Annotated in this window: 19 protein-coding genes, 1 tRNA gene and 1 riboswitch; of the genes, 7 read left to right on the forward strand and 13 right to left on the reverse strand. The window is 64.3% G+C overall.

The annotated features are described in order from the left end of the window. Window positions 1-9 precede the first annotated feature (9 nt). Together DXT59_RS27385 and arfB are read left to right on the forward strand one after the other, a co-directional pair. The gene (locus DXT59_RS27385) at window positions 10-2,214 is read left to right on the forward strand and encodes an AAA family ATPase (protein WP_116141225.1); all 2,205 of its coding nucleotides are present in this window, start codon (window positions 10-12) and stop codon (window positions 2,212-2,214) included. Then, window positions 2,211-2,615, forward strand: coding sequence for an alternative ribosome rescue aminoacyl-tRNA hydrolase ArfB (gene arfB / locus DXT59_RS27390; protein ID WP_116141227.1), 405 nt, complete (start codon window positions 2,211-2,213; stop codon window positions 2,613-2,615). Before DXT59_RS27385 ends, arfB begins: the two co-directional genes overlap by 4 nt. 13 nt (window positions 2,616-2,628) lie before the next feature. On the opposite strand, the gene DXT59_RS27395 is transcribed toward arfB, so the two are convergent. The 3 genes from DXT59_RS27395 to thiC all read right to left on the reverse strand — a co-directional run bounded on the left by DXT59_RS27395 (window position 2,629) and on the right by thiC (window position 7,351). Beyond that, a complete protein-coding gene (locus DXT59_RS27395) occupies window positions 2,629-3,897 on the reverse strand; it encodes a sensor domain-containing phosphodiesterase (protein WP_116141556.1) in 1,269 nt (422 codons plus the stop codon). Window positions 3,898-4,250: 353 nt separating this feature from the next. Continuing rightward, window positions 4,251-5,174 (reverse strand): DMT family transporter, encoded by a 924-nt coding sequence (locus DXT59_RS27400; protein WP_116141230.1) that lies wholly within the window; start codon window positions 5,172-5,174, stop codon window positions 4,251-4,253. Between the two features lie 245 nt (window positions 5,175-5,419). Next, a complete protein-coding gene (thiC, locus tag DXT59_RS27405) occupies window positions 5,420-7,351 on the reverse strand; it encodes a phosphomethylpyrimidine synthase ThiC (RefSeq protein WP_116141232.1) in 1,932 nt (643 codons plus the stop codon). Window positions 7,352-7,426: 75 nt separating this feature from the next. Further along, a riboswitch (TPP riboswitch) is annotated at window positions 7,427-7,540 on the reverse strand. A 220-nt stretch (window positions 7,541-7,760) separates the two neighbouring features. On the opposite strand from thiC, the gene DXT59_RS27410 reads away from it, so the two are divergent. Then, on the forward strand, window positions 7,761-8,699 hold the full coding sequence (locus DXT59_RS27410) for an EamA family transporter (protein ID WP_116141558.1): 939 nt from the start codon (window positions 7,761-7,763) through the stop codon (window positions 8,697-8,699). Window positions 8,700-8,757: 58 nt separating this feature from the next. Here DXT59_RS27410 and DXT59_RS30855 read toward each other — a convergent pair whose 3' ends face one another. The 3 genes from DXT59_RS30855 to DXT59_RS27425 form a co-directional block, all read right to left on the reverse strand. After that, on the reverse strand, window positions 8,758-9,267 hold the full coding sequence (locus DXT59_RS30855) for a hypothetical protein (RefSeq protein WP_162878262.1): 510 nt from the start codon (window positions 9,265-9,267) through the stop codon (window positions 8,758-8,760). A gap of 131 nt (window positions 9,268-9,398) precedes the next feature. After that, window positions 9,399-9,923 (reverse strand): hypothetical protein, encoded by a 525-nt coding sequence (locus DXT59_RS27420; RefSeq protein WP_162878263.1) that lies wholly within the window; start codon window positions 9,921-9,923, stop codon window positions 9,399-9,401. A gap of 386 nt (window positions 9,924-10,309) precedes the next feature. Next, window positions 10,310-12,334, reverse strand: coding sequence for an NADPH-dependent 2,4-dienoyl-CoA reductase (locus DXT59_RS27425; protein ID WP_116141238.1), 2,025 nt, complete (start codon window positions 12,332-12,334; stop codon window positions 10,310-10,312). Between the two features lie 245 nt (window positions 12,335-12,579). On the opposite strand from DXT59_RS27425, the gene DXT59_RS27430 reads away from it, so the two are divergent. Beyond that, entirely contained in the window at window positions 12,580-13,407 is an 828-nt protein-coding gene (locus DXT59_RS27430; protein WP_116141240.1) for a DUF4397 domain-containing protein, read from the forward strand. A 30-nt stretch (window positions 13,408-13,437) separates the two neighbouring features. Here the strand turns inward: DXT59_RS27430 and DXT59_RS27435 are convergent, their stop codons facing one another. From DXT59_RS27435 to DXT59_RS27465, 7 genes are all read right to left on the reverse strand, one after another. Then, window positions 13,438-14,649 (reverse strand): MFS transporter, encoded by a 1,212-nt coding sequence (locus DXT59_RS27435; protein WP_116141243.1) that lies wholly within the window; start codon window positions 14,647-14,649, stop codon window positions 13,438-13,440. A gap of 20 nt (window positions 14,650-14,669) precedes the next feature. Then, window positions 14,670-15,497 (reverse strand): phosphodiesterase, encoded by an 828-nt coding sequence (locus DXT59_RS27440; protein WP_116141245.1) that lies wholly within the window; start codon window positions 15,495-15,497, stop codon window positions 14,670-14,672. A 47-nt stretch (window positions 15,498-15,544) separates the two neighbouring features. Further along, window positions 15,545-16,543: an ABC transporter ATP-binding protein gene (locus DXT59_RS27445; protein ID WP_116141247.1), complete on the reverse strand. Its 999-nt coding sequence runs from the start codon at window positions 16,541-16,543 to the stop codon at window positions 15,545-15,547. 19 nt (window positions 16,544-16,562) lie between these two features. Next, window positions 16,563-17,456, reverse strand: coding sequence for an ABC transporter permease (locus tag DXT59_RS27450; protein ID WP_116141249.1), 894 nt, complete (start codon window positions 17,454-17,456; stop codon window positions 16,563-16,565). Window positions 17,457-17,464: 8 nt separating this feature from the next. After that, complete coding sequence (locus DXT59_RS27455) at window positions 17,465-18,289, reverse strand: ABC transporter permease (RefSeq protein ID WP_116141251.1); 825 nt, start codon at window positions 18,287-18,289, stop codon at window positions 17,465-17,467. A gap of 122 nt (window positions 18,290-18,411) precedes the next feature. Next, a complete protein-coding gene (locus DXT59_RS27460) occupies window positions 18,412-19,455 on the reverse strand; it encodes an ABC transporter substrate-binding protein (protein WP_116141253.1) in 1,044 nt (347 codons plus the stop codon). 102 nt (window positions 19,456-19,557) lie between these two features. Then, complete coding sequence (locus DXT59_RS27465; RefSeq protein WP_116141255.1) at window positions 19,558-20,601, reverse strand: substrate-binding domain-containing protein; 1,044 nt, start codon at window positions 20,599-20,601, stop codon at window positions 19,558-19,560. A gap of 241 nt (window positions 20,602-20,842) precedes the next feature. Between DXT59_RS27465 and DXT59_RS27470 the strand changes: the two genes are divergently transcribed. The 3 genes from DXT59_RS27470 (at window position 20,843) to DXT59_RS27480 (ending at window position 24,540) form a co-directional block, all read left to right on the forward strand. Beyond that, window positions 20,843-21,673, forward strand: coding sequence for an undecaprenyl-diphosphate phosphatase (locus DXT59_RS27470; protein ID WP_116141560.1), 831 nt, complete (start codon window positions 20,843-20,845; stop codon window positions 21,671-21,673). A 109-nt stretch (window positions 21,674-21,782) separates the two neighbouring features. Continuing rightward, a tRNA-Arg gene (locus DXT59_RS27475) sits at window positions 21,783-21,857 on the forward strand. Window positions 21,858-22,140: 283 nt separating this feature from the next. After that, window positions 22,141-24,540 (forward strand): two-partner secretion domain-containing protein, encoded by a 2,400-nt coding sequence (locus tag DXT59_RS27480; protein ID WP_116141258.1) that lies wholly within the window; start codon window positions 22,141-22,143, stop codon window positions 24,538-24,540. Window positions 24,541-24,813 lie beyond the last annotated feature (273 nt).

The following is a 24,813-nucleotide window of genomic DNA, read 5'->3' on the forward strand; positions in this document are numbered from 1 at the left end:
GAGGTTCGCATGAGCACCGACGCTCGATTCTCACGCTCCGTGCTCGCGCGTGAAGGCGGCGAGTTCGGCGCCGCGCTGGCCGAAGGCTTCGCGCGCCGTATTGCCGCGCTGGCCGTGCGGCTCGGCGCGGGCCCGGTTGCCGTGACATGGGCGCGCCGCGCCGCGTTCGCGGCCAGTCGCGCGACCGGCGCGGGGCATGTTTGCGTGTCGCTCGCTCGGCTCGCCGAGCGCTACGACGACACATTGCAGACGGCCTGGACGGCGCTGCGCGCGAGCGGTGTGGTCTCCGACGGCTCCGAGGACGCGGCCGCGCTGCGCCCGCTCGTCGTCGATCGCGACGGCCGGCTTTACCTTGCGCGCTACTACGAGGACGAGCGGCGGCTGGCGAGCGCCGTCGTCGGTCATGCGTCGGGGCGCGGTGCGAGAAGCGCGCTCGCCGCGGACGCCGCCGCGCTCGAAGACCGGCTCGCGCGCTTTTTCGGGCCGCCCGATGCGAGCGAAGTCGATTGGCAGCGCGCAGCCGCGGCGTTGTCGCTCTCGGGCCGGCTCACGGTCGTCAGCGGCGGCCCCGGCACCGGGAAGACGACGACCGTCGTCGGGATGCTCGCATGCTTGCTCGACGCGCATCCGCGGCTGACGATCGCGCTTGCCGCGCCGACCGGCAAGGCGGCGCAGCGGATGCAAGAAGCCCTGCTCGCGCGCGCCTCGACCCTGCCGGAGGAGATCGCCGCGCGGTTGCCCCGCAGTTCGCAAACGCTGCATCGCTTGCTCGGTCTCGGGCAAGGCATGCGCGCCCGCTACGGCCCCGACAATCCGCTGCCGTACGACGTCGTCGTCGTCGACGAAGCTTCGATGATCGACGTCACCCTCGCGGCGCAGCTCTTCGATGCGCTCTCGCCCGAGACGCGCCTCGTGCTGCTCGGCGATAAAGATCAGCTTGCGGCCGTCGAGGCTGGTGCCGTGTTTGCCGAATTGAGCGCGGACCCGTCGTTTAGCGAGGCCGGTATCGCCCGCATCGCGCGGGCCACCGGTACCGACAGCGCGCGCGTGCGTGCGTCGCTGCCTCGCCCCGAGCAAGCGGCCGGTATCGACGTCGATACGACGGTCCCCGATATGCTGCCCGAGAGCGACGACGCATTCCCGTTATTCGACGAACTCGATCTGCCGGGCTCTATCGACGACACATCGACTTGGACGGGGCTCGACGAACCCGATGCCGGCTACACCGGCGACGGCGCGCGGCTCGAAGCGGATGCGCCGCATCGCACGGATGCCGAGAACGCGGAGACCGGCTTGGGCATGATCCGCGCGCAGACGACAGGCGACGACGATGCGATAGCTGGCAATACCCCGCTCGTCGACTGCGTCGTTTGGCTCGAGCGCAATTATCGTTTCGGGCTCGATTCGGCGATTGGCCGCTTGTCGCTGGCGATCCGGCGCGGCGACGTGCAGGCCGCGCTCGATGCGTTGGGCGCGCATGCACCGGCCGAACCCGATTTATTCGCGGAGCACGATCGCCATGGCGGCGCGGATGCCGATGTGCCGGCAGTGCTCGACGAGGATGCCGGGGCGTCGCTGGCCGGCCGCACGCTCGAGCGTTTGGCGCAGGGTTTCGCCCCTTACGTGCAGGCGCTAAGGACGGCGCTCGAGCAGCCGCAACCCGATTGCGAGCCGCTGTTCGACGCCTTGAACGCCTTCCGGATTCTTTGTGCGACGCGCTTGGGCGCGCGCGGCGTCGAGGCCTTGAACGCGCAGATGGCCGACCATGTGCGCCGCTCGGCCCGCGTGCCGCTGATGGTCGGCACGAACTGGTTCGCGGGAAGGGCCGTCATGGTGGCCCGCAACGATTATGCGCTGGGGCTGTTCAACGGCGACATCGGCATTGCGCTACCCACGCGCGAAGGGCAACTGCGCGTGTATTTCCGCACGGCCGACGGCGGCTTGCGCGCCGTTACGCCGGCCGCGCTGCCGCCGCACGATACGGCGTTCGCGCTGACGGTCCACAAGTCGCAAGGCTCCGAGTTCGATCACGCGGCACTGATCCTGCCCGCATCCAAGAGCCGCGTGCTGGCGCGCGAGCTCGTCTACACCGCCATCACGCGCGCGCGCAAGACGGTACGCATCGTCGGCGGGCGAGAGGTGTTGGCGCAGGCGATCGCCACGCCGACGCGGCGCGATTCCGGCTTATTTGCGCGCATGCGGGAGGCGCGATGACATTACGTTACGAAGTATTGCCCGAAGAGGTCGAACTGACGGCGGTGCGCGCGCAGGGCGCGGGCGGGCAGAACGTCAACAAAGTGTCGAGCGCGATTCATCTGCGCTTCGATATTCGAGCGTCGTCGCTGCCCGACACGTTGAAGATGCGCTTGCTCGCGCTCGATGACCGGCGCATCACGCGCGACGGCGTCGTCGTCATCAAGGCGCAGGAGTACCGCACGCAAGAGATGAACCGGACGGCCGCGCTCGCGCGTCTGCAAGAGTTGATCGCGAGCGTGAGCGTCACGCGCCGCCCGAGGATTCCGACGCGTCCGACGCGCGCCTCGACGGTGCGCCGGCTCGAATCGAAGACGCGCCGCTCCAGCGTGAAAGCGGGGCGCGGCCGCATCGTCGAATGAGGCGTCGCGGTGCTCAAGGCTTGGCGGGCTGCGGAACGCTCGCGACGAAGTCCACGCAAAACACTTCCAGTTCGCCGCCTCGCTCGACGGTGACGGCGGCCGTATAGCAATCCTTGCCTTCCGTGAGCGAGTAGTGCGGCCCCATGACGGCGACGCGCCCGGGCGCCGCCAGGGCGCGTTTGAAGTACGCGCGGCGCGACCAATTGCTCGCCGTATCGGGGAAGAGCGGGGCGAGGCGCGGCGATTGCGTTTGAGGCTCGCACGCGATCGACGGTTGGTGCTGATCGCCGTGCCGATCGACGACGAACACGCGCCGCGCCCAAGGGCTGCGAAAGGTATGCTGCGCGGCAAACGAGAGATCGTCCGTGGCCTTATAGGCACGCGCGCCGCCGAGGACGGCTTCCTCCACGCTGCCGAATTCGACCGGCATGCCGGGTACGCTCGCCGAGCGCGCATGAAAGCGCTGCCACATCGCATCGATCTTTGCGGGCGCATCGGCGCAAGCCTGCGCGATCGACGCGTGCGGCTTGCCGAGCCAAAAGCCTTGCACGAAGTCGACGTCGGCTTCCATCAACGTCATCAATTCCGCTTCCGACTCGACGCCTTCTCCGAGCACCATCGTGCCGGCGCGATGCAGCATCGTGACGAGTTGCGCCGCGAATTGATGATCGCCGCTGGGCGCCGCGATGCGGGCGACGAGCGAACGATCGAGTTTGACGATATCGGGGCGCATGCGCCAAATGCGATCGAAGTTCGAAAAGCCGGTGCCGAAGTCGTCGACCGCGATCAACACGTCGCGCTCGCGCATGGCCTCGACCATCCGATCGAAGCTGGACTCGTCGGTGCTCGGTTGCTCGATCATCTCGACGACGAGCCGGTGCGGCGCGATGCCGAAGTAGTCGCAGAGCTCGTCGGTGAATACGCGATGGCTCGGACCGACGCGCAATAGTTGCGGCAACGCGTTGACGAAGAGCCACCCCGTTTCGACGTCTTGCTCGGCGAAATTGGCGAAGTGCACGCAGCGGGCGAGCCGCTCGAGCGCCAGCGCGGGACCGGTGGACTTGGCGCGCGCGAACAGGTGATCGGGGGCGATCGCTTGGCCGCCCGTGTGCGTGGCGCGCAGCAGCGCCTCGTAGCCGACGACGCGTTTGTGCGTGATCGAGACGATCGGCTGGAAGGCGCTGCGCAGCGTGACGCCTTGATAGACGATGTGCCACCCTCCGCTGTCGCGGGTCAGATGCGGCAAGATGCCGGCGAGCGTCAGATCCCGTCTGGACGACATGGCGAGCGACGCACGTCCGCGTGCCGGCACTGAGCGCGGCGGGCGCCGCGCCAGACGCGGAAAGAGGTCGTGCCGGTCGCGCACGGCAAGCCGCGCCATCGGCAGCGAGCGAAAGGATCGGGCATGTCGCGGAAAGTCCATATGACGAAAAGGCAGTGTAGCGCAGTGTGGGCCGAAGAAAACAAGCCCAGCGTAAAACCGCGCTGGGGGCAGCCTACGTGCGATGACAGACGATTCCGCTGAAGATGGGCGCGCTTAGGCGCATTGGATGTGGTGCGCCGTACTTTCCGGCGGGGATGACGGACAGGGGCTGTGCCGGGCGCCGCTGACTGCGCCCGGGGCGATGCGCTAGGCTAAGCTTGCCGTTGCCGCAGGCCTGGGATGCGCTTGACGACGCCGGTTGCGAGAGCGGTGCCGACGAGCACGACCGCGCAGCCCTCGAGCATCCCGGCGTTGACTTGTTCATGCAGAAACAAAGCGCCCCACAGGATACCGAAGACGGGGATGACGAACGTGACCGTGATCGCGCGCGCCGGTCCGGCGACGTTGATCAAATGGAAGAAGATCAGATACGCGATACCGGTACAGGCGACGCCCAGGCTCAGCACGGCGCCCCAAGCATGCGCCGAGACGGGGCCCGCGGGCCACGAAGCGATCGCGAACGGAATCAGCGCGAGGCTGCCGCCGATCATGCTGCCGGTGGCGATCGTCAACGAATCGACGCCCGTGAGACGGCGCTTCGTGTAACTGGCGGCGATCCCGTACAGCAGCGCGGCGCCAGTGGCGGCGAGTGCCGCAAGCGCTTGCGTCGAGGCCGAGGGGGCGAGGGGACCATGGGGCGTGTCGATTTGGCCCCACACGAGCGATACGACGCCCGAAAAGCCGATCAGCATACCGAGCGTGCGCAGCGGCGTGAGCCGGTCCTTGAGCCAGACAAATGCGACGAGTGCACCCCAAAGCGGTGTCGTGGCGTTGATGACCGAGGTCATTCCGGCCGACAGCGTCAGTTCGGCGAACGCGAATAAGCAAAACGGAGCGGCCGAGTTGAGCACGCCGACTACGAAAAGCGGGAGTGCGCGCTCGCGCAGCGTCGCCAGCGAGGCGCGCGGCGTGCCGCGCAGCGCGAGCATGACGATGAGCACGAGGGCGCCGATCGATACGCGCAACGCCATGAGCGGCGCGACGCCGAATTCGGTCACGCCGACGCGGATAAACAAGAACGACGCGCCCCATAGCGCGGCAAGCACGAGGAGTTGGACGATATGGCTGGGTTTCATGGGCGTCTCGAGCGGGATTGGAATTGATTTTTCTTAAGCGAAACGCATGGTATCACCGCATTCCCGCACGACATTTCAGCGCGAGATGAAACGGCAAAAATCGAGCGATCGTTGGCAGGAATCGACTTCGGTCGCCGGCCCCGGCCGGAGCATAAAAAAAGGGCGCCGAAGCGCCCCATCATGCGAGCCAGGTGGCGTGAGCGCGCGCCGCCCGGCGCCGCTCACCGCCGCTCAGCGGCTCGGACTCATTGCCGCGTGTAGATCTGCGCGCCGCCCTTGACGAATTCGACGGCCTTCTCCTCCATCCCCTTCTTGAGCGCCGCTTCGTCGGAGACGCCTTGCGCCGCCGCGAAGTCACGCACGTCCTGCGTGATCTTCATCGAGCAGAAGTGCGGCCCGCACATCGAACAGAAGTGCGCGACCTTGGCCGAATCCTTCGGCAGCGTTTCGTCGTGGAATTCGCGCGCTTTGTCAGGATCGAGGCCGAGGTTGAACTGGTCTTCCCAGCGGAATTCGAAGCGCGCCTTGGACAGCGCGTTGTCGCGCACCTGCGCGCCCGGGTGCCCCTTGGCCAGATCGGCCGCGTGCGCCGCGAGCTTGTAGGTGATGATCCCTTCCTTGACGTCGTCCTTGTTCGGCAGTCCGAGGTGCTCCTTCGGCGTGACGTAGCACAGCATCGCCGTGCCGAACCAGCCGATCATCGCCGCGCCGATGCCCGAGGTGATATGGTCGTACCCGGGAGCGATATCGGTCGTCAGCGGCCCGAGCGTGTAGAACGGCGCCTCGTCGCACCATTGCAACTGCAGGTCCATGTTTTCCTTGATGAGTTGCATCGGCACGTGGCCGGGGCCCTCGATCATGACCTGCACGTCGTGTTTCCAGGCGATCTGCGTGAGTTCGCCGAGCGTTTTCAGTTCGCCGAGCTGCGCTTCGTCGTTGGCATCGTAGATCGAGCCGGGGCGCAGGCCATCGCCGAGCGAGAAGCTCACGTCGTAGGCCTTCATGATTTCGCAGATTTCCTCGAAGTGCTCGTACAGGAAGCTTTCCTTGTGATGCGCGAGGCACCACTTCGCCATGATCGAGCCGCCGCGCGAGACGATGCCCGTCATGCGGTTGGCCGTTAGCGGCACATAGCGCAGCAACACGCCCGCGTGGATCGTGAAGTAATCGACGCCTTGCTCGGCTTGCTCGATGAGCGTGTCGCGGAAAATCTCCCACGTGAGGTCCTCGGCCTTGCCGTTGACCTTTTCGAGCGCTTGATAGATCGGCACCGTGCCGATCGGCACCGGGCTATTGCGGATGATCCATTCGCGCGTTTCGTGGATGTGCTTGCCCGTCGACAAATCCATGACCGTGTCGCCGCCCCAGCGGATCGCCCACGTCATTTTGTCGACTTCCTCGCCGATCGACGACGTCACGGCCGAGTTGCCGATGTTCGCGTTGATCTTCACGAGGAAGTTGCGGCCGATGATCATCGGCTCGCTCTCCGGGTGGTTGATGTTCGCCGGAATGATCGCCCGGCCGCGCGCCACTTCCTCGCGCACGAATTCGGGCGTGATCTCTTGGGCGGCATTGGGGCCGAACGCGCTGGCGCCGAATGCTTGGCCCGGATGCTGGCGGCCCATCATCTGCGCGAGCTTGGCGCCGTTCGGGCCGCTCGCGCGCAGGCTTTCGATGTACTCGGCGCGGCGCTGGTTCTCGCGAATCGCGATGAACTCCATTTCCGGCGTGATGATGCCGCGGCGCGCGTAGTGCATCTGCGTCACGTTGGCGCCCGCTTTCGCGCGGCGCGGCGTGCGGTGCAGGCCCGGGAAGCGCAGCGACGAAGTCGCGGGATCGGCCGCGCGCTCGCGGCCGTATTGGCTCGAGAGGCCAGGCAGCGGCTCGGTGTCGGCGCGTTCCTCGATCCAGCGCTGACGCAGCGCGGGCAGTCCCGAGCGGATGTCGATGTTCGCTTGCGGGTCGGTGTACGGCCCCGACGTGTCGTAGACGTAGATCGGCGGGTTCTTCTCGCCGCCGAAACCTGTCGGCGTATCGGCCTGCGTGATTTCGCGCATCGGGACGCGAATATCGGGGCGCGAGCCGGTTACATAAATCTTCTTCGAGTTGGGCAGCGGGGCGACGGCGGCGGCATCGACGCGCGCTTCGGACGAAATGAACTTCGGGTTGGCACTCATGCGAATCTCCTGACTTAGGGCGCTAATGCAGGAGACGACAGGAAGGTCGGGCGGATGAGAGAAAGGCGCGAGAAGCGGCAAAGCTCCCACGCTTCCCTGCGCTGGCATTATCCAGATCAGGTTCAAAGGGTATTTCTCACCCGCGCGTACCGAGTGCGACGGCACGACGCAGGACCCCCGCGTTAGCACCGCAGAAGATACACCGGTCGGCTGGCCTTTGGCAACCGGCAGCCTCGATCCGCCCGCTCGCGCTCGGGGCGGCTTCGCATGCACGTTTCTTGCGCGTCCAACGCGGCGCCCAGGCCGGGCATGCGAACTGGCCCGATCGCGGAGCGCCGCCGTTGCATAATGGCGACGTTTGCGCGAAATGCCCGTGTGCGCGCGTTCCTTGCCGAAGCCCCCGACCGAAATGCCGCCCCGCATCGCCCGTTTCGCCCGCGCCTTGCCGTTCGAGATCCTCTCCCGCGCACGGCTGCCGCGTACGCAGGGCGGAAGGATCGCGCTCGCGCTCGCTGTCGTCTATCTGGCGTGGGGCTCGGCTTATCTGGCCGTACACGTCGCGCTCGAATCGTTTCCGCCGCTCCTGCTTTCGGGGCTGCGCAACGTGATGGCGGGCATCGGGCTCTTCGCCTTTGCCGCGCGCCGCCCGTTCGTTTGGCCCACTTTGGTCGAGGCGCGCAATGCAGGCATCGTCGGCACGATGCTCGTCGGCTTTTCGAGCGGCTTGCTTGCGTTCGGCATGCGTAGCGTCGGCACGGGTACGGCGGCGGTGATGGTCGCCACCGTGCCGCTGTTCGCCACGATTATTTCGGCCGTCGCCGGCCGGCCGATCGCGAAGGGGGAGTGGGTGGCGGTCGGGCTCGGGCTCTTGGGTATCTTCATACTGAACCGTGGCGATACGTCGAGTTCGTCTACGAGCGGCACCATCGTCATCCTGTGCGCCGCGCTTTTTTGGGCTGCGGGGGCGCATCTGGCGAGCCGTCTGGCCTTGCCCAGCGATTTGTTCGTGTCCACCGCGCTGCAGATCGGCTTGGGCGGGGCGATCTCGACGTTGATCGCCGTGGCCGGCGGCGAGCGCGTTGCATCGCTCGGGTTCGGCCCGCTCTTCGCCTTCTTGTACTTGATGTTGGTTGCGACGATGGCCGCGTATGTCGCTTACGGTTTCTTGATCCGTCATACGAGCCCGATCGTCGCGAGCAGTTGCATGTACGTCAATCCGATCGTGGCCGTGGGGCTCGGGGCGCTCACGCTCGGCGAGCCCGTGACGGGCGCGACGCTCGTCTCGACGATCGTCATTCTCGCGAGCGTTGCGCTCTCGTTTTGGTTCGATAGGCGGCGGGCGCCTTAGGGTAGGGCGGATCGGTTGGGTGCTAGGCGCGGCGAGGCTCAGTGTCGTGAGGCGATGACTACGGGCACCTCGGACTGCACTTGAAAAAGGATCGTACGGCGCCGGCGGTCTTGTACAGAAAGGTACTCTCTTGTCCTTCCTGGTATTCGTCCATTCCGGTCATCGCGCTGTTGTCGACCACGCTTTTGTTTTCAATCAGTCGACCTTGATCATCCTTTGTGTATGCGTACACTTGATAGTACTTTCCATATGTGCCAATCCCGCGAGAATTAACATCCCAATGAACAATGGTAAAAATATTCGGCTTGCCTTTCAGGTCCATGAAGAACAAAGAGTCGACATTCGGCGCGCCGCCCTCTATCGAGTATTTTGCGAACGTGTTTTTCACGCAGCCGTTGGAACTCGGTCTATAGATAGACAAACTTATCGTCTGGTCAGCGTCATCTCTTTCGATTGAAATGATCGCATCTTGATAGATTTTCCCGGCAGAGAATACGCCTGTGGAGGGTGAGGCAATCGGGCATGCGGCAGTCTCCGTTCCGCTGGCATAGGCGAGCGAAGCGAACAAAACAGAAACACAACACCCAACGCTTGTAAGAACGCGTTTAGTTTGACTCTTGCGTGAGCCCCGAAAGCGGTGCAGCGGCCGGGTGCTTGGCGTGGGACCAGAGCGTAATGGGCTCAAAGCGATCGCCCACGTCACAGGCCTAGTGCCATCAGCCGGGCGCGGATTGACGCAGCATTCTTATAGGGAAAGGTCACGCGCTTTCCGTTGAGCACGCCATCGTATCCGTCGCCGAACGCCTTGGTAATAGCCGGCACCGCTCGGAAAGTCGTTCGGTTATTCTGCTGCTCAAGATGAAATGCGCTAACTTGGTAAAAGTCCCCTTGGAAGTCCGCTCCGGCCGAACTTGACGTCCAACGTGCCAAGACGACGATCTCGTTCGATCGGTAAAAGACGGTGACAATCTTTGGGCCGCTACCCTCCGCCTCAATCGTTCCTATGGGGACCGTTTCGGCGCCCGCACATTTCCATAAGAGTTGCTCGTCAAAGACAGTGGCATTCACATTTGGATCGATGTCCGATGGATATGCCTTGTGCAGTATCACGGAGCAACCGGGGCGCACTTGCTTTGCCGACAACAAGACGTCATCTTCGGCAAAAATTCGCCCGGAAAAAAGCGATAGGAAAATTGCAATGACTAGCAGATTTATACGTTTCATGATACCCATCCATTCGCGACTGTTAGTCCACTTTGCCAGTTTTCTGCGCAAGGGTTGTTGCCTCCATTTAATAGCTCAAAGACGCGCGACTTTCGATGGCTGCTCTGGTTGTTGTGACACACGCAATCCTTTTCTTTTTTCTCTCTACTCTCATAGATAACCGATCCGCGATTCGGAAGAAGCGAACGGAACGGATCGGCGTGTAGGTATTGCGTGACGAGAAGCTTTCATTGCGTCGAGTCTGAGCCGATGACGTCTGCCTGCTCAAGCAAAGGTTCCAACTCCCCAAGCGAGGACTGTCGCTCAGGTCGCAGAAGAGCCTGATTGTCTAGCATCGCGTCATTACGAAGCTCTCCAGTCTAGGGCCTGCGCTCGCCCTTTCGCGCCTACAGCGCCGCCGCCAATTCCGCGCCTTCCCGAATGGCGCGCTCCGCATCGAGCTCACTCGCCAGCGCGGCGCCCCCGATCACATGAAAGCGCGGACCGCCGGCGGCCGCCGAGGCAGGCACGAGATCGCGCAGCGATTCCTGTCCCGCGCAGACGACGATCGTTTCCACGTCCAGCCATTGCTCGATCCCGTCGCGCGCGATTTTCAATCCGCGCGGCGCGATCTCGAGATAGGTGACGCCGTCGAGCATCTTCACGCCCTGGCGCACGAGCGTCGCGCGGTGCACCCATCCCGATGTCTTGCCCAGGCCCGCGCCGAGCTTGCCTTTCTTTCGCTGCAGCAGCCAGATCCGGCGTTCGGGGGCGGCTTCGTGCCGCGTGCGAGCGAGGCCGCCGGGTTCGGCCACCGCTAGGTCCACGTTCCACTCGGCGAGCCAGGCATCGCGCGGTTGCGGCAGCGGATCGCCGCTGCGATGCAAAAGAAACTCGCTGACGTCGAAGCCGATGCCTCCCGCGCCGATGACGGCGACCGTGCGGCCGACCGGTGCGCCGCGCAGCACGTCGACGTATGACAGCACGTGGGCCGAGTCGATACCCGGGATCGCGGGGCGCCGTGGCATGATGCCCGTCGCGAAGATGACCTCGTCATAGCGGGCGCTCGCGAGCAGCGCCGCATCCACGCGCGTGCCGAGCCGGACATCGACGCCGTGCTTGCGCAGTTGGCTCTCGAAGTAGCGCAGCGTTTCCGCGAATTCCTCTTTGCCCGGAATACGGCGCGCGAGATTGAATTGCCCGCCGATCGTTTCCGCTGCGTCGAATAGGGTGACGCGATGCCCGCGCGATGCCGCGACGCAAGCCGCCGACAACCCGGCCGGCCCCGCACCGACCACGGCAAGCGACAGTGGGCGCTGGGTGGTGCGATAGACGAGCTCCGTTTCGCGCGCCGCGCGCGGATTGACGAGACAGCTCGCGCGCTCGTTGCGGAACGTGTGATCGAGGCAGGCCTGATTGCAGGCGATACAGGTATTGATCTCGTCCGCGCGGTCCTCACTCGCCTTGACGACGAACTGCGGATCGGCCAGCAGCGGGCGCGCCATCGAGACGAGGTCGGCGCCGCCTTGTGCGATTAGCGATTCCGCGAGCTCGGGCGTATTAATCCGATTCGATGCGATGACGGGCACGTGCACGGCTTCGCGTAAGCGCGCCGTGAGCGGGGCAAAGGCCGCACGCGGCACCGACGTCACGATCGTCGGCACGCGGGCCTCATGCCAGCCTATGCCGGTATTGATGAGCGTGACGCCGGCCGCTTCCAATGCGCGAGCAACTTGTACCGTTTCGTCCCAAGTATTGCCGCCTTCGACGAGATCGATCAGCGAGAGCCGGTAGATAACGATAAAGCGCTCGCCGCATGCCTCGCGTACGCGCCGCACGACGTCGATCGCGAGACGCATCCGGTTTTCGATGCTGCCGCCGTACTCGTCCGTGCGGTGGTTCGTGCGGCGGCAAAGGAACTGATTGAGCAGATAACCTTCGCTGCCCATGATTTCGATGCCGTCATAGCCCGCGCGCTGCGCTAGCCTCGCGGTTCGCGCGTAGGCGCGTACGGTGCGCTCGATTCCCGCGCGTGTGAGCGCACGCGGAGTGAACTTCGAGATCGGCGATCGGATGGCCGAGGCCGACACCACGAACGGGTGATAGCCGTAGCGGCCCGCATGCAGGATCTGCATCGCGATCTTGCCGCCTTCCTCATGCACGGCTCGCGTGAGTTTGCGGTGATTGCGCAGATCGAAGACCGAATTGAGCGTGCCGCCGAACGGCAGCAGCCAGCCTTCGCGATTCGGTGAAATGCCGCCCGTGATGATGAGCCCGACGCCGCCCTTCGCGCGCTCGCGGTAGTACTCGGCGAGCGCTGGGTAATGCCAGAAGCGATCCTCCAGTCCCGTATGCATCGAGCCCATGACGACGCGGTTCTTGAGCTTCGTGAAGCCGAGATCCAACTCGGATAGCAATTGTGGGTAGGGCATGGGGCGCGTTGGTAAAAGTGGCTGCGTGCGAACGATAGCGTGTCGCGGCCATTTCGACGCTGGAGGCATGGCTCTAATCGCGGCCGGCGGCCCAAGGCGCGGCCGTGAGCGGGCACACCGGCTATGCCGTTCCGATGAACGGCATAGCGTTTGCTCCCCGAAAGGCCACGAACGCGCGACGCTGGACGTGCGATTCGCTCGTATTGGACTGACGATTGGAAGCGTGTCAATTTCGGAGGTGGTTCATGAAGACGGTTCGTAACCTTGTTGCGTTTGCGGGCGTGGCCGCGTTGCTGGCGGCATGCGGCGGCGGCTCGAGCGATGTCGGCAAGGAAGTGGGATTGCAAAATCCCGAAATTCATTTCGTCAACGCCGTGCCGCTTGCCCCCGACGGTTCCACGGCGCCGAATCTCGATTTGTTCGTCAACGGCTCCACATTGTCGGGACAAACGAACGTGCCGTATAAGGGCGTCACCAACTTCGCCAATATCGGTACGGGCAGCACGCAGGTAGGGTACGGGCTAACGGGAACGAGCGCGAGTGGGGCACTGGCTAGCGGGACGTTCCCGAACGTAGCGAACGGCCACGAATATACCGTCATCGCGCTGCCGAGCATCTCGGCGAGCAACGGCTACGGCATCGGTTTGATCGACGATCCGTTCGATAAGGGCTTGCTGTCGAATAGCGCGCGCTTGCGTTCGTTCAACGCCTCGCCGAACGCACCCGATGTCGACGTCTATATCGTGCCTCCGGGCACGACGAGCGTATCGGGCATGAGCCCGACGATGGCCGGTATCTCTTACGGCAACGCCGTGCCTGCGTCGGGGCAAGACTCGCTCTATTTGTCGGGCGGTACATATATGGCGATCGTGACGGCGGCGGGTTCGAGCACGCCGATCTACGAGTCGGCCCAGTTCAGTCTCGGCAACAACGCCGACTGGCTGATCTCGACCGTCCCGGCGGGCGGCGTGGTCAGCACGCTCCAGCCCGGCCAGATTCACTTGCTCGTTGCGCAAGGCGGCAACACCTCGCAGCCGGCGCTCGAGCTGCCCAATGCGCTGACGGGACACTGACGGCGGCCGTGGCGGTATGAGCGACCCGCGCTAATGCGATGCGCCCGCCTTCGCGGCGGGCGCGCTCAAATGCCGAGCGGCGGCCAGACAGGCGAACAGCACGCCGGCCGCGCAGACACCGAGCCATCCGAACGCACGCCACGCATAGGCGCCAACGGCGGACCCCGTCGCCCCGCCGATGAAGTAACAGACCATGAATACCGTGTTGACGCGGCTGCGCGCCTCGGGCTTGAGCGCATAGATGCGCGATTGATTCGATATCTGCGCCGCTTGCACGCCGACATCGAGCACGACGACGCCGAGCACGAGACCGGCAATGCTCGCCGAGGAAAGGGCGAAGATGACGAAGGCGAGGGCAACGAGCCCGATCGAAAGCGTGATGACCGCATGCGGGCCGCGCTTATCGGAGGAGCGCCCCGCGATCGGCGCGGCAAGCGCGCCGGCCGCGCCGACGACGCCGAACAGTGCCGCGGCCTGCGGGCCGAGATGAAACGGTGCGCCCGCGAGCAAGAGCGTGAGAACGGACCAGAACGCGCTGAAGGCGGCGAAGAGCGCCGCGCCGGTGATCGAAGCGTCGCGCAGACCGCGCAACTCTATCGCGAGATGCCACATCGACCCGAGCAACTTGCCGTAAGGCAGCGTAGAGGTGGGCCGGCTATTGGGCAGGCGTGCGATCACGACGAACGCGAGTATCGCCAGTGCGCCGACGGACGCGCCGAACACCGTGCGCCAACCGAAGTATTGCGCGATGAAACCGGCGGCGGTGCGAGCGAGCAAGATACCGAGCAGCAAACCGCTCATGACCGTGCCTACCGCGTGGCCGCGCTGCGCGGGCGGCGCGAGTTCCGCGGCGAACGGCACGGCCTGCTGCGCGATCGTCGAAAGCACGCCGATCGCCAAACTCGCCGCTGCCAGCACGACGAGCGACGGCGCGCCGGCGGCGGCCGTCAGCGCGAGCGCGAGCCCGCCCGTTTGCAACAAGATCAGTGTTTTGCGGTTGAACCGGTCGCCGAGCGGGGCGAGCAAGAACATACCCGCGGCGTAGCCGAGCTGCGTGGCGGCGGGCACCGTCCCGACCCAAGAGGCCGCCAGCGGGAACGTCTCACGTAAGCGATCGAGTAGCGGCTGGTTGTAGTAGATGTTGGCTACCGACACCCCGGCGATCGTCGCGAGCAACAGCAAGAGCGCGCGCGAATAGGGGCCCTGGGGGCTGGCGTTCTCGCTGCGGCTCGCGTCGTTCATCGCGTGTGAGGGCGCGTCGATCAGTCGATCAGCTTGCCATCGGTTTCGTAGAACGGAAACGGGCCCTCGCCTTCGTCGACATAAGCATGATGCGTGACGAGGCCCGCGGCGGGGGTGTACTGATGCAGCGCGAAGGCGGGCGGTTCGAGCCGGAACGCCGACGGCGCGTCTTCTCGCAAGTCGAGCGCGACCTGATGCGCCGGCGCGGGCACCGCGACCGCGATCGTCCCGGCAAAGCGCGTGAAAATCGGCCGATGCACATGGCCGCAAATCACGCGCTCGACGTTCGGATGACGGCTCACGATGGCCGCGAGCCGTTCGGCCGAACCCGGGTCGAGCCGTTGGCGATCCATGTGTCCGATGCCCGAGATGAACGGCGGATGATGGAGGGCGAGTACGACGTTCTTGCCTTGCGATGCCGCGAGTTGCGTGTCGAGCCATGCAAGGCGCGCCTCGCACAAATAGCCGGCCCCTTGCTGGGGCATTTGCGAATCGAGCGCGACGAGCCGCAGCGGGCCGACATCGACGGTGTAATGAATGAATTCACCGCCGGTGTGCAGATGAGCGTGATCGGAGAATACGTCGCGCAACGCTTGCCGGTCGTCGTGATTGCCCACGAGCAGGTAGACGGGCATCGTGAGCGGCGCGAGCAGTTTTTTGAGTGTCTCGTACTCTACGAGGGTGCCCAAATCGACGAGGTCGCCCGTGACCACGACGGCGTCCGGTTTCGGTTCGAGCGCGTTCAGGCGCGCGACGCAGCGCTCGAGGTAAGCCGCCGTGTCGACGCGCCGATAGGCCAGTGCGCCGGGGCGCTTGATGTGAAGGTCGCTGATTTGAGCGAGTAGCATGTGTGAGTCCTGAGACTATGTTTATTTTTTGTCGATCGCGTGCATCTTCAAGGTAACGCGATCAATCCTTCCGGTGCAATTTCAATGCCGACCGCGGCACCGGGCGCCCACTCGCTGCGCCCGGCAACGTCGATGACGAGCGCCTCGGGCGCTGCGCCCGCCACTGTGACCCGCGTGCGTTCGCCGAGAAAAGAGACTGTTTCGACGATACCGCGCAGCGACGCGCCTTGCGGCTCCACGAGCCTACCATCCTCAGGCCGAAAAAAAACCTCCGCTTGCGAGCTGCCCGCGCCGCCCGGCCCGTATCCGACGAGCCGATTGATTGTTCCCACGAACTGCGCGACGGTGCGATTGGCCGGACGATAATAGATCTCCCGCGGCGTGCCGATTTGTTCGATACGGCCCGCGCTCATGACGACGATGCGGTCGCCCAATTCCATCGCCTCGGCTTGATCGTGCGTGACGTAGACCGTCGTAACGCCGAGCCCGCGCAGCAGCGCGTTCATTTCACGGCGGAGCGTATCGCGCAAACGCGCGTCCAGCGCCGTCAGCGGCTCGTCCAGCAGCAGCACGCGCGGTTCGCGAGCCAGTGCCCGGGCGAGCGCCACGCGTTGCCGCTGGCCGCCCGAGAGTTGATGAATCGCTTTGTCCGCATGGGCCTCGAGCCGCATCAGTGCGAGCAACTCGTCGACGCGCCGGCGCGCGACCGCGGGATCGGCCTTCGCGATCTTCAGGCCGTAGCCGATATTGCCGCGCACGGTTAGGTTCGGAAAGAGCGCATAGCTTTGAAACACCATGCCGACTTGCCGCCGCTCGATCGGCAGGTGCGTAACGTCGTCCTCGCCGAAGCGGACAGTGCCGCCGGCGTCGGGCGCCTCGAGGCCCGCGACGATCCGCAGCGTCGTCGTCTTGCCGCAGCCCGATGGGCCGAGCAGAACGAGCGTTTCGCCGGCGCCGATCGACAGATCCAACGGTTCGAGCACGCGCGTGCCGTGAAAAGTTTTCGCACATTGCGTGAGCGCGATGGGAACGGGGGTGAAATTCATCTTCGAAGTGGGGCGAGAGTTAGTCGGCTTTGGCGTGCGGTTGCCGCGCCGCATCGGCGCGGCGCGTGAGTTCAACCTGGCCGCCGCCGAGGCGCTGCATCGCGATGAGCAACGGCATCGTCATGGCGAAAAACAAGATCGTGTAGGCGCTGCCTACCTCGATGCGCAGCGACGCATAGGTATCGGCGAGACCCACGGGCAGCGTCTTCGTTTCGGGCGTGTGCAGCATCCAGGTCAGATTGAATTCGCCGATCGACAGCGTGACGACGGCGAGCGCGCCCGCGACGATGCCGGGCTTTAAATTGGGCAACACCACCGTGAAAAAGCGCTGTGCGAACGTGGCGCCCAGACTCGCGGCGCCTTCCTCGAGCGTGCGCAAATCGGCACTCGCCGCGACGGCCGCCACCGAACGGACCATGAACGGCAGCGTGAACACGACGTGGCCGACGACGATGAAGGCGATGCTCATGCGAAACGCCGTGAAGCCGCCGTACACCACGATGAGCGCGAGCGCCGAGGCCAGCCCCGGCAGTGCGATCGGCAGCACGAGCAGTTCTTCGACGAGGCGCGCCCAGCGCGTTTTGCTGCGCGCGAGCGCATAGGCGGCCGGCACGCCGGTGACGAGCGTGATCGCGAGCGTGGCCGCGGCAACCTCGAGCGACAGGAACACCGAGCCGTGGTATTGCTCCCAGACTTGCGCGAGCCAACGCAGTGTGAGCCCGCTCGAAATGCCTCGAAAGTAGTTGACGGTGAGGCCCGCGAGCACCGACATGACGACGGGCACGACGAGAAACGCGCAAAGACCGAAGGTGACGAGCCATTGTCCGAGCGCGAGCAGGGTGCGCGGCGCGAACGGGCCGGTGTGCCTCGATACGCGGCGAGCGGCGGGCACGGTATCGGCGAGCCGATTCATGGCGGGCCTCACGCGGTGGCGGCGACGGCCGAGCCCGTCGCGCTGCGCGCAACGGCAAGGACGAGCCAGGTGACGATGCCGAGAATCACCGAGAGCCCGGCCGCCGTGATCATGTTCGCGTTCAACGTGAATTCCGTATATATGGTCATGGGCAAAACGTCGATATCGGTGGCGAGCGTAAAGGCGGTGCCGAACGCGCCCATGGCCGTGGCGAAGCAAATCGCGCCGGCCGCGACGAGTCCCGGCGCGAGCCCGGGCAAGACGACGTCGCGCATGATTTGCCACGGTGAGGCGCCGAGCGAGCGGGCCGCCTCTTCGAGCGACGGATCGAGCTTCGTCGCGGACGCCATGACCGTGACGATCACGCGCGGAATCGAAAAGTAGAGATAACCGAGAAACAGGCCCGTCATCGAATAGGCGAAGACCCAGCGATCGCCCGTGAGCTTCAGCGAGAGCGAGCCGATGAGCCCCTGCCGCCCGGCAAGCATGATCACCATGAAGCCGACCACGACGCCCGGAAAGGCGAGCGGAAACGTGAGCAGCGCGACGAGGGTGCGCTTGCCTGGAAATTCGCGGCGCGCGAGCAGCAGGCCCGAGACGACCGACAGCACGAGCGTGGCGAGCGTGACGGCGGCCGATAGAGCGACGGTCGCGACGAGGCTATCGATATAGCGACCATTGGTCAGCAGCGCGTGGTAGGTGGCGATGGGGTGGCCGTTGCCGCTGACTTGAACGAGCACGGCGATCGGCAGCAGCCAAAATGCGATGAAGACGGCGAGTGCCGGCGCGATCAGAGCGATGCGCCAACGTAACGGAAACGTGATGTCATGCATGGTGATGACCGCGCATTAAAAGGCGGTTGCGATGGGGCGGATTGGCGCGCGCGGGGCGCGTGAGGCTCGAAGCCCGACGCGCGCCCATGCGTCATCCGGTGATGCTGGAGCGCGCTGAAAGCTTAGTGCACGGCCTTCAGATATTGCTCGCCAAAGGCCTGCTGCTTTTCCGCCATCGTGGCGAAATCGACGGGTTTGGCGCGCGCATAATCGCTCGCGGGCAAGAACTTGGCGGCCGCTTCCTTGCTCATGGCGCTTGCGCGAACGGGGCGCAAGTAGGCATTGGCCCAGACCTTTTGACCGTCGTCGGAAAGCACGAAGTCGAGCACCTTTTTGCCGTTGGCGTCATGCGGCGCGCCCTTGACTAGGCTCATCACGTACGGTACGGAAATCGTGCCTTCGGCGGGAATCACGAACTCGACGTTCGCGTGATCCTTGTACTTGGCGCGATAGGCGTCGAAGTCGTAGTCGAGCAAGATCGGAATTTCGCCCGAGAGCACGCGCGCATACGCGGTTTGCTTCGGTACGATCGGCTGATTGGCCTTCAGTTTGGCGAACCAGTCGAGGCCTGGCTTGAAATTCTCGAGCGAGCCGCCGAGCGCGAGATTCACGGCAACGGCGCCGGCGTAACCGACGAACGCGCTCGACGGATCGAGGTACCCGACCATGCCTTTGTACTCGGGCTTGAGCAGATCGGCCCACGTGCGCGGGACGGGTTTACCTTCGAGCGCGTCTTTGTTGACGAAGAAGCCGAGCGTGCCCGAATGGATGGCGAACCAGTAGCCTTGCGGGTCTTTTAGATCGGCGGGGATGTCGTCCCAGTGGGCGGGCTTGTACGGCTGAATCACACCCTTGTCTTTCGCTTGGAAGGCAGAGGACACGCCGAGATAGACGACGTCGGCAACGGGGCTCTTTTGCTCCGCGATCAATTGAGCGATCGCTTGACCCGAGTTCTTGTTATCGGACGGCACGCGGATGCCGGTCTTGTCTTGAATGGCTTTCAGCTCGCTGGCCCAATCGGCCCATTCGGGCGGGCAGTTGTAGCAGATCGCCGTTTGCTCGGCGTGTGCCGTCGTGGCGAAGGTGCCGGTCAGGGCGACGAGCGCGCCGGCGATGGCGGCCAGTCGGGCGACGCGTGCGCGAAGGCTGGGTGTGCGACGTGACACTTGAAGTCTCCTTGCGGGACGATAAAGGGCGGAATGGAACGTCGTGGAAATGCTGCACCGGCCTTGCGAGGCCAGTGCGGAAACCAGCGGATGCCCCGGTGCTTACGCGGCGGGATGCGCGGAATGGGCGGCGTCCGACGCGCCAGAGAGCGCGGCGATCGTCGCGCCTTTGCGCAACATATGGGGCAAAGTGAGGGAGAGCGATTCGCCGTCGTCGGCGCCTTCGATGCGGGCCATCAGGCGCCGCCAGGCGGCGCAGCCGATCTCGCGGTTCGGCGTGCCGATGCTTGCGAGGGGCGGCGAGAGCAATTCGCCCATCGCGAGCCCGTCGAAGCCGAGAATCGACATGTCGCCCGGCACGTCGTAGCGGGCGCGGCGCAGGCCGCGCATGACGACCATGGCGAGCAGGTCGTTGCTGCAAAAGAGGGCGGTGGGGCGCGATGCGCCGGCCGTCAAGTGAGCGAGGACGGCCGGTGCGAGTTCGTCGGCGTTGAAGTCGACTTCGAGCGCGGGGGCGGGCGTAAGCCCAGCCTGCGTCATGGCTTCCGCGTAGCCGCGGTAACGCAACCGCGCGCGGTCGGACTCGGCGAGCGTGCCGGCCAGCATGAGGATGCGCTCGTGACCGTGCTCGATCAGCATGCGCACGCCGTCATAGGCGGCTCGGCGGTTATCGACCGAAACCGACGGGCGCCGCACCGTGTCGTTGTGCATCAGGACGTACTGTTTGCCGTCGCGGTCTAGCTCGTCGAGCAACGGATGCGTGTCGGCGTCGGCGACGGTAAGGATCAGGCCCTCGACGCGCTGGGCGAGCAGCGTTTCGATCGCGTGACGCTCGCGCGCGGCGTCGTATTGCGTCGTCATCAGCATGAGCCGATAACCCTGCGCCGCGGCCAACTCGTCGATTCCTTGCAGGCACTCCGCGAATACCGGGTTCGCGAGCGTGGGCAGCACGACGCCGATGAGACGCGTGCGCTCGCCGCGCAGTTGCCGCCCGAGCGGGCTCGGGCTGAACTGCAGCGCTTCGATCGCCTCACGGATCTTCGCGAGCGTGACGCGATTGACCGTATGCGGCGCATTGATCGCGCGAGACACCGTCGCGATGGAAAAGCCGGCGTACGCGGCTACATCCTTGATCGTATGTTTCATTGCTGTCTGTGCAGTCCGGTAGTGCTGGGCCTGAAAACGTTTACACGGCAACGATTATCCGTGTCGATTATGACTGACCTATGACGTTTTTGCTCGATATTTGGGCTGAAAAAAATGTTTTCTTAGCTTGGCTCAACATCCGAGGCTGGGCATAATCGGTCGCGATCGGGTGCCGGCCGGCTGGCCCGCGCCCGGATTTCTCCTCATTTTCCGCAACCTGAAGAAAGAAAAGGATCGACGCGTGAGCCTTTGGTTTTTGTTTTTTCTAAGCGTCCTGCAGGGCGTCACCGAACTGTTCCCGGTCAGCAGCTTGGGGCATACGTTGCTCGCGCCCGCGCTGCTGGGCATCCATATCGACAAGCATGCGCCGCAGTTGATCCCGTTCCTGGTTGCGTTGCATTTGGGCACGGCCCTTGCTCTGCTGTGGTACTTCCGCAAGCGCTGGATCGCGCTGATCTCGGGCTGGTTCGGCTCGCTGGCCGGCCGGCGCAGCGAGGAAGGCCACATGATGTGGGCGCTCATCATCGGGACGATTCCGGCCGGGCTCGTCGGCCTGGTGCTCGAAAAGCGGCTCGAGCGCGTTTTTCATGATTTGCGGATCGTGGCATTGGCGCTCGTCGTGAACGGCTTGCTGCTTTGGTTCGGCGACCGGCTGCAACGCTCGCGCGCGCACCGGCCGCCCGAGAAGCTGACGTTTAAGCAAGCGTTCCTCGTGGGGCTCGCGCAGATCGGTGCGCTGATTCCGGGTTTCTCGCGCAGCGGTTTGACGATGATCGCGGGCAATGCCGCCGGCCTGACGGCTGAGAGCGCGGCCGAGTTCGCCTTCTTGCTGGGTACGCCGATCATTTTCGCGGCCGGGCTGTTGGAAATTCCGAAACTCTTCCGCGCACCGGGGCTGGTTGGCGATGCGCTGCTGGGCGGCGTGTTGACTGCGATCGCCGCTTACCTGAGCGTGCGCTTCTTGATGCGCTACTTCGAAGGACGCGGCCGCCTGGCCTCGTTCGGCATCTATTGCATCGTCGCCGGCCTCGCTTGCTTCGCCTGGTTCGTCACGCACGGGCAGCCGGTTTGATCGCGCTTCGCTTGGGTGCGGGGGATCGAGTATAATTCCGGCCCCCGGCCTCGCGTGACCGGCGCATCGCTCCTCGGCGCTATTCGGCGTCGTACAATCACGCCTTCGCCTCCCCATAGTTCAACGGATAGAACACGGGTCTTCTAAACCTGAAATCGAGGTTCGATTCCTCGTGGGGGGGCCAATTCCGCCCCTAACGTTTCCCTCGTCTACCAAGATTCCAAGCCAGACGTGGAAGCGAAATCATGCCGACGGCGTGATCTGCCTAATCGAGAAAGCTCGAGCGTCAGAGCCGCGTCCCACTATCTGACTCTCTGCCTAGCAGCCCGGCGTCGACGTATGACGACTTGGCGACACGTTCTTGCATCGTATTTCCATAATTTTGCCCGCTGCCTATTTGTCTGATGAAAGACCGGGCAAGCATTCTTTCTCACGAAATGGGGGATGCAATGGGATGTAAAGCAAGGATGGCGTTGCCGATTCGGCCAAAATTACTGACGGTCGCGCTGGCGGCACTATATGGGGCCGCGCCACTGGCGCATGCCGGCGTTCTGCCTAGCGGCGGCCAGTTCGTGGCGGGCAGTGGTTCCATCAATAGTGCCGGCAACTCGCTGACGATCAACCAAACGTCAGGGCGCGGTGTCATCGACTGGAAGAGTTTCTCGATCGGCAGCGGCAATCGCGTCGACGTCAACAACGGCACGGGCGCCACGTTGAACCGAGTGACGGGCGGGGAGATGTCGACGATCCTAGGCACGCTGAGTTCGACCGGCAGCGTCTATCTAATCAATCCGCAAGGCATCGTGGTGGGCAAGAGCGGGGTGGTGTCGACTGGCGGCCGCTTCGTCGCCAGTACGCTCGATGCCGACAATGCGTCGTTCATGAACGGCGGCCCGTTGACGCTGAGCGGTTCGTCTAAAGCGTGGGTGGTGAACCTGGGTCAGATTGGCTCGACCAACGGCGACGTGTTCCTCGTTGCGGCGAAGGAGGTCGACAACGTAGGGACCGTCAGCGCGCCGCACGGCACGGCGGAGTTCGCGGCGGGGCAGCGGGTGCTGCTGCAAGACTCGTCGAACGGACAGCAAGTGTTCGTGCAGTTGGGCAGCGCGGGAAAGGTGGTCAACGAAGGCGTGATCAACGCGGCGCAAATCGGTTTGCAAGCGGCCGACGGGAACGTCTATGCGTTCGCGGGCGAGCATCAAGCGATTCGTGCGACGGGCACGGCCACGCGAGACGGACGCGTTTGGCTCGTCGCCGACGGTGGTTCGGTCACGCTCAAGGGCACGTTGAAGGCGACGAATGCCGACGGCAGCGGCGGCACAGTCGATACCGTTGCGCGCAATCTATATTTCTGCGGCTGCGTGCCGACGGTATCGGCGGGCATCTGGAATATCACGACGCCGAGCCTAACGATCGGCGACACCGCCGCACTTTCATTCTCACGCAGCTTGAATGCCGGAACGTCGATCAATTTGACTACGACGGGCGGTGCCGGTCATACGGGCGATATCGCAGTCGCCTCGAACATCGGCTGGAACGGCGCCGCTTCACTCGACTTGAACGCATATCGTTCGGTGAACGTCGGCAAGGGCGTAACGATCAAGAACCAAGGTAGCGGCAATCTGACGCTGCGGGCCGATGCAACGGCGATCGACAACGGGGGCAGCGTTCTAAATAGCGGCACGGTGGATTGGTCGAAGAGCGCCGGCATCGTCGGTACCTATTACGACATGAACGGCAGCTACACCCCGGGCACGTTGCTGTCCAATGCATCGTGGACAGCGCCGGAATACAGTGGGCTGGTGACGCAAATCACGGAATATCGACTCGTCAATTCATTGGCGGACTTGAAGAAAGTGTCGGCCAATCTGGCAGGCAACTACGCGCTGGGCAAGGACATCGACGCCAGCGCGACGAGCGACGGTTCGTACGTGCCCATCGGCGGCGGCAACACGGCGTTCACCGGTCAATTCGACGGACAAGGCCATACGATCAGTTCAATAACGGTGCTGGGGCAAAACGCGCCAACGTTAGGTTTGTTCGGAACCTTGGGCAAGAGCGCCGTCGTGCGTCACTTGAACGTGGACGGTAGCGTCGCAAACACCAAGCCCGACTCCGCGCCCTCTCTGACCGGTGAAGAGGGAATTTTGGCCGGTGAGAACGATGGAACGATCGTGGGCGTCACCACGTCGGGCTCAATCAGTCAGGCTGGCCCTACCTGGGACAATCTTTTCAATGATTCCACGGTCGTCGGTGGGCTCGTAGGGGAGAACCGTGGAACGATCTCACGCTCGTCGAGCAATGCGGCGGTTACGTTTGGCGGGGCCGGAGGAGGAGGGCTCGTTGGCGAAAACAACGGCGTTATCGACCAGTCGTACGCCGCAGGGTCGGTGACCGGAAATGGATGGAGCTACGAAACCGTCATCGGGGGCCTCGTCGGCATCAACGATGCGACGATTACGCGCTCGTACGCAACAGGTGCCACGGTCAACGCGGCGTTCATAAGCCTATCCGGGGCGGGAGGGCTCGTGGGTGCGAACCACGGGACGGTCAGCCAGTCCTTCGCCAGCGGCCCAGTGGCAACCACCGCTATGCCGATGGTAGGAGACGTCGTCGGTGGCGGTATCGCAGGGACGAATAGCGGCACCATTGCAGCAGACGTGTATTGGAACATGGATACCACGGGTGCTTCGACAAGCCTCTATCCCCTTTACAACGACGACAGCCCATCGTATGCGATCGGCCTCACCACTACCCAAATGAGCACCCCCTCATCGTTCGTCGGCTGGAACTTCGGCCCGGGCGGTATCTGGGCGATGCCGGCGGGCGCGACTCACCCGGTGCTTGCTTGGCAGCTCTCGCATTGAGATAGCGATCGATGAGAGAGCGAGCCGGCGAGCATCACGCCGGCTCGTTGCCCTTATAACGGCAGCCGTTGCTGTTTAGGTTTGTCCCCGCACAAGAAGTCGGTGATGCGATTTCCCGCGAGGACAGCCACCAATACGACGAGTGATATTTTCAAGATGGGTTTCATTGCACGTCCTTGCGCTCGTTTGGGGAGGATGCTGCCGTATTGCCGCTGCGCATAGCGCGTGCCACTCGGTCGTCGGGCGCTGAATTGGCCATTCGGCCGGCTTGGC

Source organism: Trinickia diaoshuihuensis, assembly GCF_003390925.1.
GTDB classification, from domain to species: domain Bacteria; phylum Pseudomonadota; class Gammaproteobacteria; order Burkholderiales; family Burkholderiaceae; genus Trinickia; species Trinickia diaoshuihuensis.

What these genes read in the sequence shown, in the direction of transcription:
- DXT59_RS27385 (WP_116141225.1), top strand. Translation starts at nt 10, where the DNA reads ATGAGCACCGACGCTCGATTCTCACGCTCCGTGCTCGCGCGTGAAGGC.
- arfB (WP_116141227.1), top strand. Translation starts at nt 2,211, where the DNA reads ATGACATTACGTTACGAAGTATTGCCCGAAGAGGTCGAACTGACGGCG.
- DXT59_RS27395 (WP_116141556.1), bottom strand. Translation starts at nt 3,897, where the DNA reads ATGTCGTCCAGACGGGATCTGACGCTCGCCGGCATCTTGCCGCATCTG.
- DXT59_RS27400 (WP_116141230.1), bottom strand. Translation starts at nt 5,174, where the DNA reads ATGAAACCCAGCCATATCGTCCAACTCCTCGTGCTTGCCGCGCTATGG.
- thiC (WP_116141232.1), bottom strand. Translation starts at nt 7,351, where the DNA reads ATGAGTGCCAACCCGAAGTTCATTTCGTCCGAAGCGCGCGTCGATGCC.
- DXT59_RS27410 (WP_116141558.1), top strand. Translation starts at nt 7,761, where the DNA reads ATGCCGCCCCGCATCGCCCGTTTCGCCCGCGCCTTGCCGTTCGAGATC.
- DXT59_RS27420 (WP_162878263.1), bottom strand. Translation starts at nt 9,923, where the DNA reads ATGAAACGTATAAATCTGCTAGTCATTGCAATTTTCCTATCGCTTTTT.
- DXT59_RS27425 (WP_116141238.1), bottom strand. Translation starts at nt 12,334, where the DNA reads ATGCCCTACCCACAATTGCTATCCGAGTTGGATCTCGGCTTCACGAAG.
- DXT59_RS27430 (WP_116141240.1), top strand. Translation starts at nt 12,580, where the DNA reads ATGAAGACGGTTCGTAACCTTGTTGCGTTTGCGGGCGTGGCCGCGTTG.
- DXT59_RS27435 (WP_116141243.1), bottom strand. Translation starts at nt 14,649, where the DNA reads ATGAACGACGCGAGCCGCAGCGAGAACGCCAGCCCCCAGGGCCCCTAT.
- DXT59_RS27440 (WP_116141245.1), bottom strand. Translation starts at nt 15,497, where the DNA reads ATGCTACTCGCTCAAATCAGCGACCTTCACATCAAGCGCCCCGGCGCA.
- DXT59_RS27445 (WP_116141247.1), bottom strand. Translation starts at nt 16,543, where the DNA reads ATGAATTTCACCCCCGTTCCCATCGCGCTCACGCAATGTGCGAAAACT.
- DXT59_RS27450 (WP_116141249.1), bottom strand. Translation starts at nt 17,456, where the DNA reads ATGAATCGGCTCGCCGATACCGTGCCCGCCGCTCGCCGCGTATCGAGG.
- DXT59_RS27455 (WP_116141251.1), bottom strand. Translation starts at nt 18,289, where the DNA reads ATGCATGACATCACGTTTCCGTTACGTTGGCGCATCGCTCTGATCGCG.
- DXT59_RS27465 (WP_116141255.1), bottom strand. Translation starts at nt 20,601, where the DNA reads ATGAAACATACGATCAAGGATGTAGCCGCGTACGCCGGCTTTTCCATC.
- DXT59_RS27480 (WP_116141258.1), top strand. Translation starts at nt 22,141, where the DNA reads ATGGCGTTGCCGATTCGGCCAAAATTACTGACGGTCGCGCTGGCGGCA.